At 39.7% G+C, this 15,334-nt stretch carries 17 protein-coding genes; 10 read left to right on the forward strand and 7 right to left on the reverse strand.

All coding sequences use genetic code 11. The features are described from left to right. Positions 1-9 precede the first annotated feature (9 nt). Positions 10-582 (forward strand): phosphatase PAP2 family protein, encoded by a 573-nt coding sequence (locus F2B13_RS17400; protein WP_149277388.1) that lies wholly within the window; start codon positions 10-12, stop codon positions 580-582. Here F2B13_RS17400 and F2B13_RS17405 read toward each other — a convergent pair. Next, positions 548-1,189, reverse strand: coding sequence for an O-methyltransferase (locus F2B13_RS17405; RefSeq protein WP_149277389.1), 642 nt, complete (start codon positions 1,187-1,189; stop codon positions 548-550). The two genes, F2B13_RS17400 and F2B13_RS17405, sit on opposite strands and share 35 nt — an antisense overlap. Here F2B13_RS17405 and F2B13_RS17410 point away from each other — a divergent pair. Further along, complete coding sequence (locus F2B13_RS17410) at positions 1,188-1,727, forward strand: GNAT family N-acetyltransferase (protein ID WP_317132014.1); 540 nt, start codon at positions 1,188-1,190, stop codon at positions 1,725-1,727. The two genes, F2B13_RS17405 and F2B13_RS17410, sit on opposite strands and share 2 nt — an antisense overlap. Positions 1,728-1,776: 49 nt before the next feature. Further along, entirely contained in the window at positions 1,777-3,045 is a 1,269-nt protein-coding gene (gene kynU, locus F2B13_RS17415; RefSeq protein WP_149304754.1) for a kynureninase, read from the forward strand. Between the two features lie 2 nt (positions 3,046-3,047). On the opposite strand, the gene F2B13_RS17420 is transcribed toward kynU, so the two are convergent. Beyond that, positions 3,048-3,446, reverse strand: coding sequence for a response regulator (locus F2B13_RS17420; RefSeq protein WP_149304755.1), 399 nt, complete (start codon positions 3,444-3,446; stop codon positions 3,048-3,050). A gap of 2 nt (positions 3,447-3,448) precedes the next feature. After that, positions 3,449-5,032, reverse strand: a complete 1,584-nt coding sequence (locus F2B13_RS17425; RefSeq protein WP_149304756.1) for a sensor histidine kinase — start codon at positions 5,030-5,032, stop codon at positions 3,449-3,451. Positions 5,033-5,403: 371 nt separating this feature from the next. Here F2B13_RS17425 and F2B13_RS17430 point away from each other — a divergent pair, with 371 nt between their 5' ends. Beyond that, the gene (locus F2B13_RS17430; protein WP_149304757.1) at positions 5,404-6,558 is read left to right on the forward strand and encodes an MFS transporter; all 1,155 of its coding nucleotides are present in this window, start codon (positions 5,404-5,406) and stop codon (positions 6,556-6,558) included. A 2-nt stretch (positions 6,559-6,560) separates the two neighbouring features. On the opposite strand, the gene F2B13_RS17435 is transcribed toward F2B13_RS17430, so the two are convergent. After that, positions 6,561-7,247 carry a hypothetical protein gene (locus F2B13_RS17435; protein ID WP_149304758.1) on the reverse strand — a complete coding sequence of 229 codons (687 nt, stop codon included), beginning with the start codon at positions 7,245-7,247 and terminating at the stop codon, positions 6,561-6,563. 131 nt (positions 7,248-7,378) lie between these two features. Here F2B13_RS17435 and F2B13_RS17440 point away from each other — a divergent pair, with 131 nt between their 5' ends. The 5 genes from F2B13_RS17440 (at position 7,379) to F2B13_RS17460 (ending at position 10,191) form a co-directional block, all read left to right on the forward strand. Further along, positions 7,379-7,951: an RNA polymerase sigma factor gene (locus tag F2B13_RS17440; RefSeq protein WP_149304759.1), complete on the forward strand. Its 573-nt coding sequence runs from the start codon at positions 7,379-7,381 to the stop codon at positions 7,949-7,951. Continuing rightward, positions 7,952-8,149 (forward strand): hypothetical protein, encoded by a 198-nt coding sequence (locus F2B13_RS17445; protein WP_149277397.1) that lies wholly within the window; start codon positions 7,952-7,954, stop codon positions 8,147-8,149. It begins immediately after the preceding gene. A gap of 44 nt (positions 8,150-8,193) precedes the next feature. Beyond that, entirely contained in the window at positions 8,194-9,021 is an 828-nt protein-coding gene (locus F2B13_RS17450) for a mechanosensitive ion channel family protein (RefSeq protein ID WP_149304760.1), read from the forward strand. A gap of 98 nt (positions 9,022-9,119) precedes the next feature. Continuing rightward, positions 9,120-9,545 carry a hypothetical protein gene (locus F2B13_RS17455; RefSeq protein WP_149277399.1) on the forward strand — a complete coding sequence of 142 codons (426 nt, stop codon included), beginning with the start codon at positions 9,120-9,122 and terminating at the stop codon, positions 9,543-9,545. A gap of 97 nt (positions 9,546-9,642) precedes the next feature. Then, positions 9,643-10,191 (forward strand): ClpP family protease, encoded by a 549-nt coding sequence (locus tag F2B13_RS17460; RefSeq protein ID WP_149277400.1) that lies wholly within the window; start codon positions 9,643-9,645, stop codon positions 10,189-10,191. Positions 10,192-10,360: 169 nt separating this feature from the next. Here the strand turns inward: F2B13_RS17460 and F2B13_RS17465 are convergent, their stop codons facing one another. Both F2B13_RS17465 and F2B13_RS17470 read right to left on the reverse strand, forming a co-directional pair. After that, entirely contained in the window at positions 10,361-11,893 is a 1,533-nt protein-coding gene (locus F2B13_RS17465) for a cryptochrome/photolyase family protein (RefSeq protein WP_149277401.1), read from the reverse strand. Between the two features lie 18 nt (positions 11,894-11,911). Continuing rightward, positions 11,912-13,204 carry a DASH family cryptochrome gene (locus F2B13_RS17470; RefSeq protein WP_317132015.1) on the reverse strand — a complete coding sequence of 431 codons (1,293 nt, stop codon included), beginning with the start codon at positions 13,202-13,204 and terminating at the stop codon, positions 11,912-11,914. A 330-nt stretch (positions 13,205-13,534) separates the two neighbouring features. Between F2B13_RS17470 and F2B13_RS17475 the strand changes: the two genes are divergently transcribed. Further along, positions 13,535-14,875, forward strand: coding sequence for an FAD-dependent oxidoreductase (locus tag F2B13_RS17475; RefSeq protein WP_149304762.1), 1,341 nt, complete (start codon positions 13,535-13,537; stop codon positions 14,873-14,875). Here the strand turns inward: F2B13_RS17475 and F2B13_RS17480 are convergent. Continuing rightward, on the reverse strand, positions 14,872-15,306 hold the full coding sequence (locus F2B13_RS17480; protein ID WP_149304763.1) for a DUF4174 domain-containing protein: 435 nt from the start codon (positions 15,304-15,306) through the stop codon (positions 14,872-14,874). The genes F2B13_RS17475 and F2B13_RS17480 overlap by 4 nt on opposite strands. Positions 15,307-15,334 lie beyond the last annotated feature (28 nt).

The following is a 15,334-nucleotide window of genomic DNA, read 5'->3' on the forward strand; positions in this document are numbered from 1 at the left end:
GTTAAGGGAATGCTCAAAAAAATATTGGAATGGGATAGCGATACCTTTGTTTATTTGAACAATCTTGGAATTGAAGAATACGATATTTTTTGGACCACCATTACTGATTTTTATACTTGGACTCCTTTATTTATAATCTTTTTTGTCCTCATCTTTATTAAATACCCCAAGAAAGAAGCCATTTTTGTGATTTTGACATTGGTGGCCATGATTTTTTTTGTAACCACGGTGACCGATCTTACCAAGGAGACCGTGGCAAGACTTCGCCCCAATAACAATACTGATATCACTACGTTGATACGCATTTTGAAAACGCCTACCACCTATAGTTTCTTTTCTGGGCATTCGGCAAGTTCGTTTTCGGTAACTACCCTAGTGGTACTTTTCCTAAAAAACCGGTTTTCTTGGAGTTGGATTTTTTATGTGTGGCCTATTTTATTTGCCATGAGTCGTATTTTTGTAGGCGTACATTTTCCCATAGATATATTGGTGGGAACCACTGTCGGAATACTTTCAGCCCTATTTTTCTATATGCTTTATGTAAGGCTTATAGCACCCTACTTAAGGTTAAGCCATCCCTGATCGGAAGTAGCACCGTTTCTACGCGAGGGTCATCCCTTAATTTTTCGTTGTAGTCAAGTAACAAGGGCGTAACCTTATCTTTTTTATCCAATGGTTCTACGACTTTTCCAGACCACAGTACATTATCGGAGAGAATAACGCTGCCCGATCTGGTTTTTTCCATGACGAGTTCAAAATAATCGTCGTATTCTTTTTTTTCCGCATCGATAAAAACTAGATCGAAGGAAGGTTCTAGTTTGGGAATAATTTGTTTGGCATCGCCGATGTGTGGTACAATTTGATGACCGTAACCACTCTTTTTAAAGTACTTTTGCTGTATATCGGCGAGTTCCTCGTTAACGTCAATAGTGTGTAATTGGCCATTTTCTCGAAGGCCTTCTGCCAAACAGATAGCCGAGTAGCCGGTATAGGTCCCGATTTCCAGAATATGCTTGGGCCGGATAATTTTGGACAATTGGCTCAACACCCTACCCTGAAAATGCCCGGTCAACATTCGTGGCCGAACTACTTTCAAGTGCGTTTCCCGAGTGAGATCTTGAAGTATTTCAGGCTCTTCTTCTGAATGCTGTCGAATATATTCTTCAAGTACTTCTGATAAAAAATGCATGATTTTTTATTTACAAATATATGGTACTTTAGAGCATCAAGAGAGCGGCCTAAAATCAAAAAGAATGAACGACATCATCATCAGAAATGCCACCATAGACGATCTTGAGGCCTTGTTAGGTTTTGAAAAAGAAATCATCAAGCAGGAAAGACCTCTCGACCCCACGATCCGGCAAGGGGAAATTCATTATTATGATTTAAGGAAACTTATTCAAAGTAACGACGCAGCGGTCGTCGTTGCCGTTCATAAAAATTCCCCGATTGCCTCAGGCTTTGCTTTGATCAAGGAAGCACGGTCTTATTTGAACCATAAGCAGTTCGCCTATTTAGGGTTTATGTATACCAAACCCGAATTTAGGGGAAGGGGAATCAATAAAAAAATTGTAAAAAATCTTTATGAATGGGCGACGTCAAGGGGTCTGAGCGAAGTGAGGTTGACGGTCTACGAAGATAATTTGATGGCTATCAAGGCCTATGAAAAAGCCGGTTTTAAAAAACATCTTATTGAGATGCGCTTGGTCGAACCGAAGGATATATAATTACCTTAGGATATTCTCTTGATGTTGTATTTTTGAAGAAATGGATACTATGAAATTTGAAAATACACTTCAGTTTGCCAGAACAATGGATAATAAGGATCCACTTCGAAGTTATCGGAAGGAGTTTCATTTCCCGGAAGTCGATGGTCAACCTGTTATTTATTTTACCGGTAATTCTTTAGGCCTGCAGCCCAAGCGCGCCAAGGACTATATTGACGAGGTGATGGCGGATTGGGCGAAAATGGGGGTAGAAGGACATTTTTATGCGGAAAAGCCTTGGTGGGATTACCATGAACGCTTGGCCGGTCCATTGGCGAAGGTCGTCGGGGCAAAGCAACATGAAGTAGTCGTAATGAATACCTTGACGGTCAATCTTCATTTGCTTATGGTGAGCTTCTATCGGCCCACAGCACCTCGTTTTAAAATTCTGTGTGAGGAAAAAGCCTTCCCCTCTGATCAATATATGCTCAAAAGCCAGATAAGATATCACGGTTATGATCCGAAGGAGGCCTTGATAGAGGTCAAAAAGCGTGAGGGCGAACACCATTGGCATACCGAAGATGTCATTCGTGAAATTGAAGCGTTGGGAAATGAACTTGCCCTGGTGCTTATGGGAGGTGTTAATTATTACAACGGTCAAGTTTTTGATATGGAAGCCATCACAAAGGCCGCAAAAGATGCTGGTGCGCTGGTAGGCTGGGATTTGGCACATGCCGTAGGAAACGTGGATCTTGAGCTTCATGATTGGAATGTTGATTTTGCCGCTTGGTGTAGTTATAAGTATATGAACAGCGGCCCTGGAAATGCTTCGGGCGCTTTTGTGCATGAAAGACATTTGAACAACAAGGAAATCGCCCGATTCGAGGGATGGTGGGGTACGAGCAAAGAAACACGCTTTTTGATGAAACCCGAGTTCGAACCAATGCCCAGCGCAGATGCTTGGCAACTTAGCAATCCCCCCATACTTTCTCTAGCTCCTTATTTAGCATCCTTGACCTTATTCGATGAAGTCGGTATGGACGTTCTTATCAAAAAACGAAAGGCCCTGACGGGGTATTTGGAATTTATTCTCAATGAAATCGATAAGGAAACCGAAAGTACTTTTGAGATTATCACCCCGAATGCAAGAGGGTGCCAACTGTCCGTATTTCTTCATGGACAGGGTAGACCACTTTTCGATTTTTTAATGAAAAACGGAGTCATTGTCGATTGGCGTGAGCCCAATGTGATCAGACTGGCCCCTGCCCCTTTTTATTGCTCTTTCGAAGATATGTACCGTTTCGGGCAAATTTTAAAGCAAGGCGTGCGAACCGAATAGACTTACCTATGTTTCTCGAGATGTTTGGAGGCACTTAATTTGTGCTCAATCGTCTCCAATTCTTCTTCAAGTTGCTCTTCGTCTATAGGCTTGTGAATAATGTGAAGGGGAGAGGAATCTTTTGCCCGCTTTATTGTAGAATGATCCGAATTTCCGGTTACAAAAACAAATGGCACCTTGTATTTCACATTGAGTATTTCAGCGATTTCAATTCCGGAATGTTTCCCGGTAATGCCAATATCAAGAAGGATAACATCCGATACCATAGTATCAAGCAGTCCTAAGAGATCTTCCCCATTGTCGGTGCTGACTAAAACTTCATGGCCCATGTTTTGGGCTACCTCTTCCAAAAACATTTGTATGATAAAATTATCTTCGACTACTATTATTTTTAATGACATGGTTATAATGTTTGTTCAATTTCTTGAAAAGTAATAATGAAATTTGTTCCTTTTTTTGAATTATCTTTTCCTACAGTACCCCTGAGTTGAAGGGAGAGTTTATGAATTAATTTAAGACCTAATGATTTGGTATTCCTGAAATTGATGGTATCGGGCATCCCCACACCATTGTCTCCAATTTCCAGTCTATACCAGACAGAATCGGTTTGATCTATTTTTATGGTGATTGTTCCGGGAGTATTTGGAAACCCATATTTCAGTGAATTGGTAATAATCTCGTTGATGATGAGACCTAGGGGAATAGCGGTGTCGATGTTCAATACCACATCTTTGATACCTAGTTCCAATTCTATACCGCTATTTCTTCCCTTCATTGATAGAATAAGGGCATTTGCCAGCTCTTCGATATACGCTTCAAAATCGATTTTGTTGAGGTTATCGCCACTATACAGCATTTGGTGTACCATGCCCATAGAATTGATCCGGTATTGACTGTACCGAAGCATGGCCTTTGATTGCTTATCTGTTACAAAACTTGATTGCAGACTTAAAAGACTGGAGACGACCTGAAGGTTGTTTTTGACCCGATGGTGTAATTCCCTGATCAATGTATCCCTTTCGTGAAGTCGATTAGCTATGGATTGATTCAATCGTTTAATTTTTCTCTTTCTTTTATAGAGTATGCCTGAAATTAGGAGCGTAAAGAGAAGCCCTACTGTAAGAACGGCTCCACTGACATACATTTCCACTTTGAAATTTTGGACTTTCGTGTTGATTTCGCTGTCGTTTGCCCGAGTGAAAAGAGTCCAAAAACGATTACCTTCCAAACTTATTTTTTTTGAAAAATAGAGTGGATGGCCCTGTGCATCGGTTTCGGTAAGATCTAAAGTACTTTTACCGTATAAAATGCCATTTGAATTGAGATAAATTTCGTTTTCGGAATTCAATATCCCAAGGTTCTTGCCCTCAAAGACCTGAAACCAGTTTTTGATATTAAGATTGAGCCCAACGATTCCGATTTTTCTCTCCTTCACAAAAACTGGGGTAAAAAAGCGTACTGTGGGTCTGTAGGGCTTCTCAATTTTCCCTTTTTCTATATTAAGATTTAACTCGGAGACGAAAACCTGACCATTTTTTAATTCAAGGGATTCTTTAAAGTAGTATCTATCTTCCTTACTTTGCAGATTTTCTTCATCTTTGATTTCTGCTTTTGTTTGGATTTTCTCGATTTTCAGGGTTTCCATTCCCAGGGTGTCGATGAACCGCGCTTGAAAATATTCTTTGTTACGTTGTACAAACTTCAAAATTCTCTGTTTAGTTTGCGCTAAGCTCTTCTCCTGGTTCAGGTCAAATTCAATCAGGTCTTTTAGGAACAGTACATCCTTTTTACTCGTATCATAGAGTTTGTTGATCCTATTTTCTGCATCTTTCAGTCTTGTGGTGGCCCGCAGGGTTTCCAGCTCGTAAATATTTTCGGAATAGGTATTTATACGATTAAAAACCTGTGTCCATAGTACGATATTAATTACAATAAATAAAAGGAGTAAAACTGTGAGTAAAGCTGTACCTGTCAATCTAAATCTCATAGGTATGAATTGCTGATTCAAATAAGTTCGATACGAAAGGGTTGCAGAAGGTGGTTACAATAATCGATATAGCTACTATTGGTTAAAAGCTACAAAATATGAAAAAAAATCTTACATAATTAGGAACTCTTCGACCTTAACACTTATAATGGTCACTAACCGCATCGGTTTTAAAAATCAAATAGGCCTAGTTAAAGTCTCTTCATGTTTTAATGTATTGATATTCGAAGGGTTATATTCAAATTTTATAGAGTTTTCACTGCGTAGAAAATTCAAAAAAATATGAACCAGGTTTTTAAGCTTTGTATGGTACTCGCTTATTTCGAGAAATAGATTTACTTTGGCCCTTACAATGGATAAAACAGGTGTTGATGAGTTCCCTTAGACTTATTCTTACCAATTCCCGATACTTCGGCCCGGCTTGGGTTTTTGCCAGTCTCAACATTCTTTTTGGAACATGGGCCATTTATATTCCCATAATCAAAGAAAGTTTGGGAATCGATAAATCGCAGTTGGGAATAGCCATATTTTTTCTTTCGCTAGGTGTTTTTACGGTCTTCCCCATTGCCTCGACCCTTATTAACCGAATGGGGGTAGGTAAGGCCACATGGCTAGGCTTGATTTTATGCTGCCTTGTCGCAATGCTGCCGTTTTTGGCCCCCAATTATTATACCCTCATGGGCGCTTTATATATTTTTGGTGCTGTAATGGGATTCACGGATATCTCAATGAATACATTGGTCACGGAGCTTGAAAAAAAGGATAACACTAAGTTTATGTCCGCTTCGCACGGCTTTTTCAGTCTAGGTGGGGTGTTGGCCGGTTTGGGTAGCTTTATGATCGGCCCTTTAAATAATCCACTGCTACATATGGGTATCGCGGTGGCCTTGGTGTTCTCGGTCAATCTCTTTTTTCAGGGAAGGTATAGACAGATTATTGCAGATCCCGTAGAGAAGGAACCTTTTAGTATAAAGCTATTTAAGCCTTTACTTCTATTAGGTTTGATTTCTTTTGTCTCCATGGGAAGCGAGGGTGCTATCATCGATTGGAGCGGACTCTACCTTAAGGAAATCAGTTTGGCCCCAGAAGCGTTGTGGGGTGCAGGCTTTCTTGGTTTTCAAGCAATGATGACCTTGGGCCGATTCTTGGGTGACGGTATAAGCGCTAGGGTTGGATCGGTTAAAATCGTTGGTATAGGATCAGTTTTGGCCCTCATGGGTTATCTTTTGGTACTGACCACCGACATCTACTGGGCCATTGTGGGTTTTGCCCTTGCAGGTCTGGGTTTTTCGGTTATGGTGCCCGAAATTTTCAGAATCGGTGGAAATGTGAAAGGAATCGATTCGTCGCAAGGCGTTTCCTTTATAGCAGGAACGGGGTATTCAGGTTTTTTGATTGCTCCTCCGATTTTAGGATTTATTGCAGATTCGTCTTCCCTAAAAAGTTGTTTTATTGTGCTTTTATGTGGTACCTTACTAATTATGCTGGCAAGCTACGGTCTTTATAGAAAGAAAGCTAATAGGTAAAACTAGTTCGTTTCTACCTCAAGATCGGTAAAAAAGAGCTTGAAACTACCATCACCATTTTTATGCATTTGCGATAATTTTAAACCTCCGATATCGGTGTAGTCTTCCCAAGTTGTGATCATGGAAGGTTCAGGTTGGTTTCCTCTCCGAAAGACCCATTCCTTGACCATAAAATCATCGTCAAAATAAAAGTCATAGGCATCACCTGGGGTATACCCATCTTGTTGATTATAGGTGACTGTGAGTTTTTGCATGGACTTTTTGCTGATCGGGGCCTCGACATTAGTGGTATGTTCCGTTGTGGTGCTCTGCTCGTCCCATAAAATATTGATTGGAGCCATCAACCAATATTTATCATTGATGAATTTGCCGTTCATAGCATACGCCGTACTATCCATATCGTTTCGATTATAGGTCAAAGTATCATTGTCGCTGATCGCAATTACCTCATTTTTTTTAGGAAACCAGATCCATGTACGCCCAGGGCGTTCGTTTACATTGAAAGTAAATTTTAGCTTTTTGATATGATTCCAATTTTCGTAACCACTGGCATAGGCCAATTTTTCTACAATAGATAACTCTTTTTCAGGAACTTCGGTTTGCGCTGCCTTAGTTTCCTTTTTTTCTTCGGTCTTGCAGGAAAAGACGACGACAACCATGATCATTGTCAAGATGGAATAAATTTTCATAGGGATAATTTTTTACAAAGATATTCAAACTGTAAGGTAACGCATATTTTTTATACAAAGCCATATCATAAAGTGACTTATTAAAAAAAATGGTGTCTAAACTAAATGAATGACCTAATAGCCATATTACTTTGAACGACGAATCCCCACTAACGAGTCTTTCCGACGAAGAGCTTGTAGAAAATATTGTAAAAACGAATGATCCGCTTCTTTTTGGAAAATTATATGATCGGTACGACAAGATAGTTTACAATAAATGTTATTCCTTCTCCCGATCCGAAGCCGAGGCAAAAGACCTTACCCAAGATGTTTTTCTAATGCTTTTCGTAAAGTTGCGAACCTTCAAAGGCAAATCAAAATTCAAGACATGGCTCTATTCTTTTACATACAATTTCTGTACTAACCATGTGAATAGAAATAAGGAGCGCAAAATTTCAGACAGGGCCAAAAGCTTAGATGAAGAGCAGAACGGCTATTTGATCGACGTGCCTGACGAGACCTTTCTTCAGTTTAGGGTCGAACATTTAAAAAAGGCGTTATGTCATATATCACCTGAAGACAAATCGTTACTTCTTCTCAAATACCAAGATGAGGTACCGATAAAAGAACTGATGGTATTGTTGGAAATCAGCGAAAGTGCCGTTAAAATGAGATTGAAGAGAGCAAAAAACAGGTTAGTAGAAGCCTACAATAAATCAAGATAAATGTCCGAACAAAAGAAAAATCCTTTTAGGGAGCTTGAAAATTCATTACGAACCGTTCCCCCGGAATTGAGACAGAAGGTCATGGACGACGTTGCGATGGCCAAATTATTAATGGACCTTGCCTTTTTGGTTACCGACAATTACCCTTCTGCAGTACAAGGACTTTTGAAAACAAATAATAAGAACAAATACAATTGAATACGTTTAATTTAGCTTACTAACACTAATCAATATTATATATCATGGAAACAATTAACGAATGGAAAAACTTGACCTTAGACTCCCTAAATACAATGGGGAGGAATGTAGGTGAAGCCCTACCCAAATTAATCGGTGCTTTGGCCATTTTATTAGTGGGTTGGCTTATTACTAAATTGGTGCTATTTGGTTTTAGAAAGCTCCTTACCGTTATCAAAATCGATACCCTGACCGAAAAATTGAACGAAGCTCGGTTGTTCGGTGACAACGATTTAAAAATTGAAGTTTCAAAGGTGATTCTCGGTTTTTTAAAATGGCTGCTTTACCTTGTTTTTTTGGTTGTTGCCGCTGACATTATGAAATGGACCATTATTTCATCAGAAATAGGTAATCTATTACGGTATTTGCCCAAATTGTTCAGCGCACTTGCCCTTTTTATGATTGGCATTTATATCGCAACCTTTATTAGAAAAGCGGTTAAAGGAATATTTGAATCTTTTGAACTGAGCGGGGCCAAAATAATAAGCAATATCGTTTTTTATCTGATTACGATTTTCGTCACAATTACCGCACTTAATCAGGCCGGTGTTGATACAACCATCATTACCAATAATGTTACAATAATTCTGGGCGCTTTTTTGCTGGCTTTTTCCATAGGTTTCGGACTAGGCTCTAAAGAGGTCATTTCCGCAGTATTGAAAGCATTCTACACCCGGAAGAAATTCGCTATGGGCGATCAGATCAGTATCAGTAATTTGGAAGGTACAATTGAATCGATTGACAATATTACTATCACTCTAAAAACTCAAGATGGAAAAGTAGTAATACCCATTAAGGAAATTGTTGAGAGTAGAATACGTATAAAAGCCTAGTTGGTTGTTGTTTCAGAGAGGGCGGAGTCTTTAATGACTTCGTCCTTTCTATTAATTCTAAAAAGAGGACAAGATTTTATATAGATATTTACCATCGAATGGCAAAAATTACCTACGCTAAACTACTTCTAAAAGAAAAAAAATCACCACATAGTTTTTCTAGGGACATTGTCGCTAAAGTCAAGTTGGGCTTTACCGATAAAGAGATTCGAGACAACGTTCAATTTCAACTTCATCTCTACTTGTGCAAGGCGGAGCACGGTGAAAAGGAAGTCAAAGGAAAAACCGACGATTTCAGTAGAGCTAAACAGGCGGACGATCTCATGCAATCCCATCTTCTAGCCTATCAAAAAGTGCTACTTAATGCCAGTAGTAGAACAAGGATTCTCAAAAGAATTCTTTGTCCCATAGATAATGAGAATGCATTTTTGACCGGTGTGAAGGTTTCGGCTACACTAGTACCGGTTGAGGTTATTGAGTCGAAATGGTCCAATACCTACTTTTTTGATATCATTTTAAAGTAGGTCTAATTTTTAGCAGGTTTTAGCTAGGCTTTGAAAAACTTGGTATCTTTCCATATAGATAATTTGCTTACTTTTGAAGCTTGAAAAACTAAAAAAAATGGGTTCAAAAAAAGGAAAGGTACAAGAAGAAATAGACGAAAAGCTTTTAGGGGAAAGAAAGGTGTTCCTCTGGGGGCAAGTCGATGACGATTCGGCAAAGCATGTTATCGATCGATTGATGTATCTCGATTTACAGAACAATAAAGAAATTCAATTGATCATCAATAGTCCGGGAGGCTATGTCACCTCGGGGTTCGCCATTTATGATACCATACAACAATTAAAAAGCCCGGTTTCGACCATATGCTCTGGTCTCGCAGCATCGATGGGCTCTATTTTGTTATCTGTAGGAAAAAAAGGAAGACGCTTTATACAGCCGCATGCCAAGGTTATGATTCATCAGCCAAGTGGAGGCGCGCGCGGTCAAGCATCGAATATTGAAATTCAAGCGAAAGAGATTATCAAAACAAAAGAACTCGGAGCAAAAATTTTATCCGAGAATTGTGGTCAAACTTTTGAAAAGGTCATGAAGGATTTTGACCGAGACTATTGGATGAGCGCTGAAGAGTCTGTTGAATACGGTATCGTCGACGGAATTCTAGAATAATCTTGAAATGCGCTGGTCGTCTTTAAAGAATAAGTAAAAATAAAAAGTCCTTCACAAAATACGTAAGTTGTGAAGGACTTTTTGGATATATATGGACGCTCTCGCGGAATATTTATAATATATACGGATTGCTCGGTTTTTTGGATTTTTTAAAAACAAAAAAACCCAATCAGTATTGATTTGGATTTGATATGATTTCCTTTGCTCTTTTCTTTAAGGCCTTCAATTCTTCGGTATTCTTTTTCTGTAAAAGGCTCATCATCATATTCATGCGCTGGTTATGGATGAAAAATTCTTTTTTCTCGTCGAGAAAATTCCAGTAGAGCGCGTTAAAAGGGCATGCTTTTTTACCAGTTTTTTTGGTGTGTTGATAATGGCATTCACTACAGTAATTGCCCATTTTATTGATATAATTAGCACTACTCACATAAGGTTTGGTAGCCACCAAACCACCGTCTGCGAATTGACTCATACCCCTAGTATTCATTAATTCGACCCATTCTATGGCATCTATATAGACACCAAGATACCAAGCGTCGACTAGCTGGGGATCAACTTGGCAAAGTAGCGCAAAATTGCCGATTATCATGAGTCGCTGAATATGATGGGCATAGGCGTTTTCTAAACTTTGGCCGATCGAATGTTTCAAACAATTCATTTTTGTTTCGCCGGTCCAGAAGAAGTCGGGTAGGGGGTTCTCATTCTTCAATTCGTTAAGGGTTGCGTACTCGGGCATTTCTTTCCAATACATTCCCCGCATATACTCTCTCCAACCCAATATCTGTCGAGTAAACCCTTCTATTTGAGAGATATGAATTTCATCTCTATGTGCATAGTAGTGCTCCAATACCTTGTCGATGACCTCTTTGGGTGAAATCATCTTGCTGTTCATAGCAAAGGAAAGTCTCGAATGGAACAAAAATTTTTCCTCGGTATGAAGGGCGTCTTGAAAATCACCGAAATGAACGAGTAAGTGTTTGCAAAAATAATTGAGTGCCGATAAGCAGTCTGCTCGGCAGGTAGGCCAGCTTAGGTTTTCAGCCTCGATAGTACCGAAAGTTTGAATACCGGCTTTTTCAATTTCGTCAAGAATTGCCGAGACGTCTTTTCTAAAACCTCTTTCATGTGGTATTTCTGGCTCACCATTCCATTTTTTGCGATTGCTTTTGTCAAAATTCCACTGCCCCCCTTCAGGTTGGTCGTTCATCATGAGAATACCATGTTTCTTGCGCATCATACGGTAGAAACTTTCCATTACCAAGGTTTTTTTACCCGAGAAAAAATTTTTGAGTTCGTATCGTGAAGTAAAAAAATGTTCGGTGTCGACGACATTACTCTCTACCGAAAGATTGGAACAAATGGTTTTTATCTGAAGGTCTAACCGATATTCATCCGGTAATTGGTATTCGAATTTCGCCGCTTCTGTTATATCGATGTATTTTGGTAAAATTTGGTCAAGATTCTGCGGATTCTCAGGGTCGTTAATTTTTAAATAGATAAAACAATGACCCTTTTCGGAAAGCTCTTGGTGAAAATTGCGCATCGCCTGGAAAAAAGCAGTGACCTTTTGAATGTGATGCTTCACATAATCGGTTTCCTGACGCATTTCTGCCATTAGATAGACCATATTTTTGTCTACCGATTCGAACCAGGAATGCTTTTGATTGAGTTGGTCACCGAGTATGAGACGTAAGGTTTTCAATAGTATTGGGTTGTTTTTTTAAAATAAACGCTCTTGTAACCACAGGTTTTGAAACCTACCTTGTGGATCATAAATTTTAGCCTGCCTCTCGATATTAAAAATGCGATCTCTCGGATCGTTCCCTACACCGCTGGTATACATCCAATTGCACCAATTGCTATGCACGTCGTAATCGATAAGCATACTCTCAAAATAAGCAGCTCCCACACGCCAATCCTGGTGCATTGACTTCGCCCAGTAGCTAGCCACATTTTGACGACCGCGATTGCTCATCCAACCTGTTCGGGCTATTTCTTTCATATTGGCATCGACGAAAGGTTTTTTGGTCGTACCCGTGACCCACTGCTCTTGTATTTTTGCCGATCGCTTCCAATTATAAGTTCGATTCAAGATTCCATCGATTCGGAAAATTTTGTCGCCGTATTTTAAGGCGATATACTTGAAATAATCTCGCCATAATAGCTCAAAAATCAACCAATAGGTACTTTCATTTTTTTCGATTTCCCTTTCATAGCGAGCTACTTCCCAGTATAAGGTTCTGGCGGAGAGACTACCGTTGGCCAACCATGCCGATAATTTTGAGCTATAGTCGGGCCCCACGAGTCCATTTCGGGTCTTTTTATATTTAGATAGGTTTTTCGAATCCCATAGATAGTACTGCATTCTCCGATTTGCTTCATTTTCTCCACCCTTGAAGGGGAAGGCCGTTCTTACATCGGTTCCGAAATCTTGAAGACCTAGTGCTTTCAAGTTGGGTATATGCGTATCGTTGGCGATGAGATTGTTGTAGGGTAGGGGGTCGGGCCTGGACACCGGTCTCCGTATATTCATTTCGCTTTCTACTTTTTTGCGAAATTGCGTGAACACGTTCGGAATGGCATTGACAGTATCATAGGGTACTTCGTCTGGGTGGACTAGAAATTGATCATAAACTTCTTCAAATGTAGTCTGGGGTCCGACTTTACTCTTAACGGTATTGTATATTATCTTTTCGTCCCTGGTCCATTCTTTTTGAAGATAAATCGTTTTACTTTTATGTAATCGAACCAGGCGGGGAAGAATTTCTTCTGGTTTTTCGTGGTACACCAATAAAGAGATGTTGAGTTGTTTCAGGCTGGCCCTTAAGGCGTTTACAGTTTCGATCAGGAATTTGGCACGAAACTTTTCAGTTCGCTTAAAACCGAATGCATTACGTTCAAAAAATCGGGGATCAAAGCAATAGACCCCGAATATATTCTGCCTTTCACAGGCAATTTTCAGCGTTTGATTATCCGATACTCTAAGGTCATTACGAAACCAAATGATGTCCATGGGCATTTATTTATGTCCATTTTAATGTTACGAATTTATATGGGAATTGGGGTGCTTCCTTCCCTTAAAAATTTAATGCGTTAGCGATTTCTTACCGCAACGTTTGTTACTGTCTTTGCCCTATTGACTTTTCGTATCAACGGATTTAACGACTTATGTAAGGTGGCTGTCTAGTTTTTCAAATATGTAATTTTAGGCGAATGGATCAAAAAGTAGTACTATACTTAGGGGAAACCTCAAAATCTTAGTACTCCCTGTATTGAATTTTAGCATCGTTTAAATTCAATACCGTATTTTTGACGCCAACACAAATCGCTTCAAATAAAAATAATGATTCAAAAACCGAAGAACATTGCTATTATCGGTTCTGGGCTCGTTGGCTCACTTCTGGCTATATATCTGAGAAAATTAAACCATACCGTTACCGTTTTCGACAGAAGGCCAGATATTAGAAATATTACCTTTTCGGGACGCTCGATAAATTTAGCGATGAGCAATAGGGGATGGAATGCGCTGAAGGAAGTTGGTATAGATGAAGAAATCAAAGAAATAGGGATTCCATTGGATAAAAGGGCCATGCACGTTATCGGTAAACCCATGTACTTTCAAAAGTACGGTAAGGATGGTGAGGCCATTTGGTCTATTTCGAGGGGAATTCTGAACAAGAAGATGATAGATTTAGCGGAAGAGGCAGGGGTTATCTTTCGGTTTGAAGAAAAAGTATGGAATGTCAGCCTTCCGGACGCTAAATTATATACGGGGGAAACCGAAAAAGGAGAATGGAAAGAATATAATTACGATATTATTTTCGGTTGTGATGGAGCGTTTTCAAGGGTAAGGCACAAAATGCAGCGACGTAGTCGATTCGATTATTCACAAGATTTTATCGATGTGGGATATAAAGAGCTTTCGATACCTCCCAACGCCGATGGTTCGCATAAGCTAGATAAGAATTCGTTTCATATTTGGCCCCGTGGAAAGTTCATGTTAATCGCTATGCCCAATATTGATGGAAGCTTTACATGTACCCTTTTCATGCCTTTTGAAGGGGATATTTCTTTTGAAAAGATTAAGACTGAAGATGATGCGAAGGCATTTTTCCTCACTTATTTTCCCAACGTGATGCAGACCATTGACGACCTGTTGGTCGATTTTTTCAAAAATCCTACAAGCGCCCTTGTCACAATGAAATGCTATCCTTGGACCTATTGGGACAAAGTGGCCCTTGTCGGAGATTCGGCCCATGCCGTAGTACCGTTTTATGGGCAGGGAATGAATGCCGGTTTCGAAGATATTTTTGTACTCAACCAGTTCATGCGAAAGTATGGCGATGATTGGGAATTGATTTTTAGCGAATACCAAAAAGAACGGAAACCCAATGCCGACGCCATTGCGGAACTGAGTTATAGAAACTTTGTCGAAATGAGCAGCAAAACGGCCGATACTAAGTTTTTGCTGCAGAAGAAAATTGAACGTCATTTTGCCGCTAAATACCCCGATAAGTGGGTGCCCGTCTATAGCCGTGTGACATTTTCCGACCGGCCCTATGCCGAAGCATTGGCCGAAGGTGATGCCCAAGAGGAAATTATGGGTAAAGTGATGCAGATGCCCGATATTGAGAATAAATGGAACAGTACCGAAGTGGAAGAGAAAATACTGAGCCTGCTCTAGTCGCTCTTCGAATTTCTCATTTCAGCTTTTCGCATAGGCATACCATCGATCAACTCAAAAATTTCTGCGGGCTTTACGATAAAATCACGCTTCAGCTTTACCCCACCGTCTTTTCCTATGAGGAGTAGACCTGTAAAATCGGTTTGATAGTTCCATCGGCTTTGGGAATCTTCAAGGCTTAAAGGGCTCTTTGTACCATCAGGCTTATAAACACCGTCATTGACAATGAGGAACAATAGTAAGTCTCTTTCCTTTAAGGCTTTCTCATTAGACTGTAGCACCTTTAGTTGTCCATTCAATTTTTTGGCTTCTAGCGAATGATCCCGAAGGATTAGAATTCTATTTTTCCATTGATAATCGTCCCAAGTCTGTGCCTTTATCGTAAAGAGCGGACAAAAAACCAAAAGAAAAAGCATAGGTAAACTTTTCATAGCATCTTTTAGATAATATACTAAAAAA

The organism is Pareuzebyella sediminis, assembly GCF_008367235.1.
Lineage (GTDB): Bacteria > Bacteroidota > Bacteroidia > Flavobacteriales > Flavobacteriaceae > Pareuzebyella > Pareuzebyella sediminis.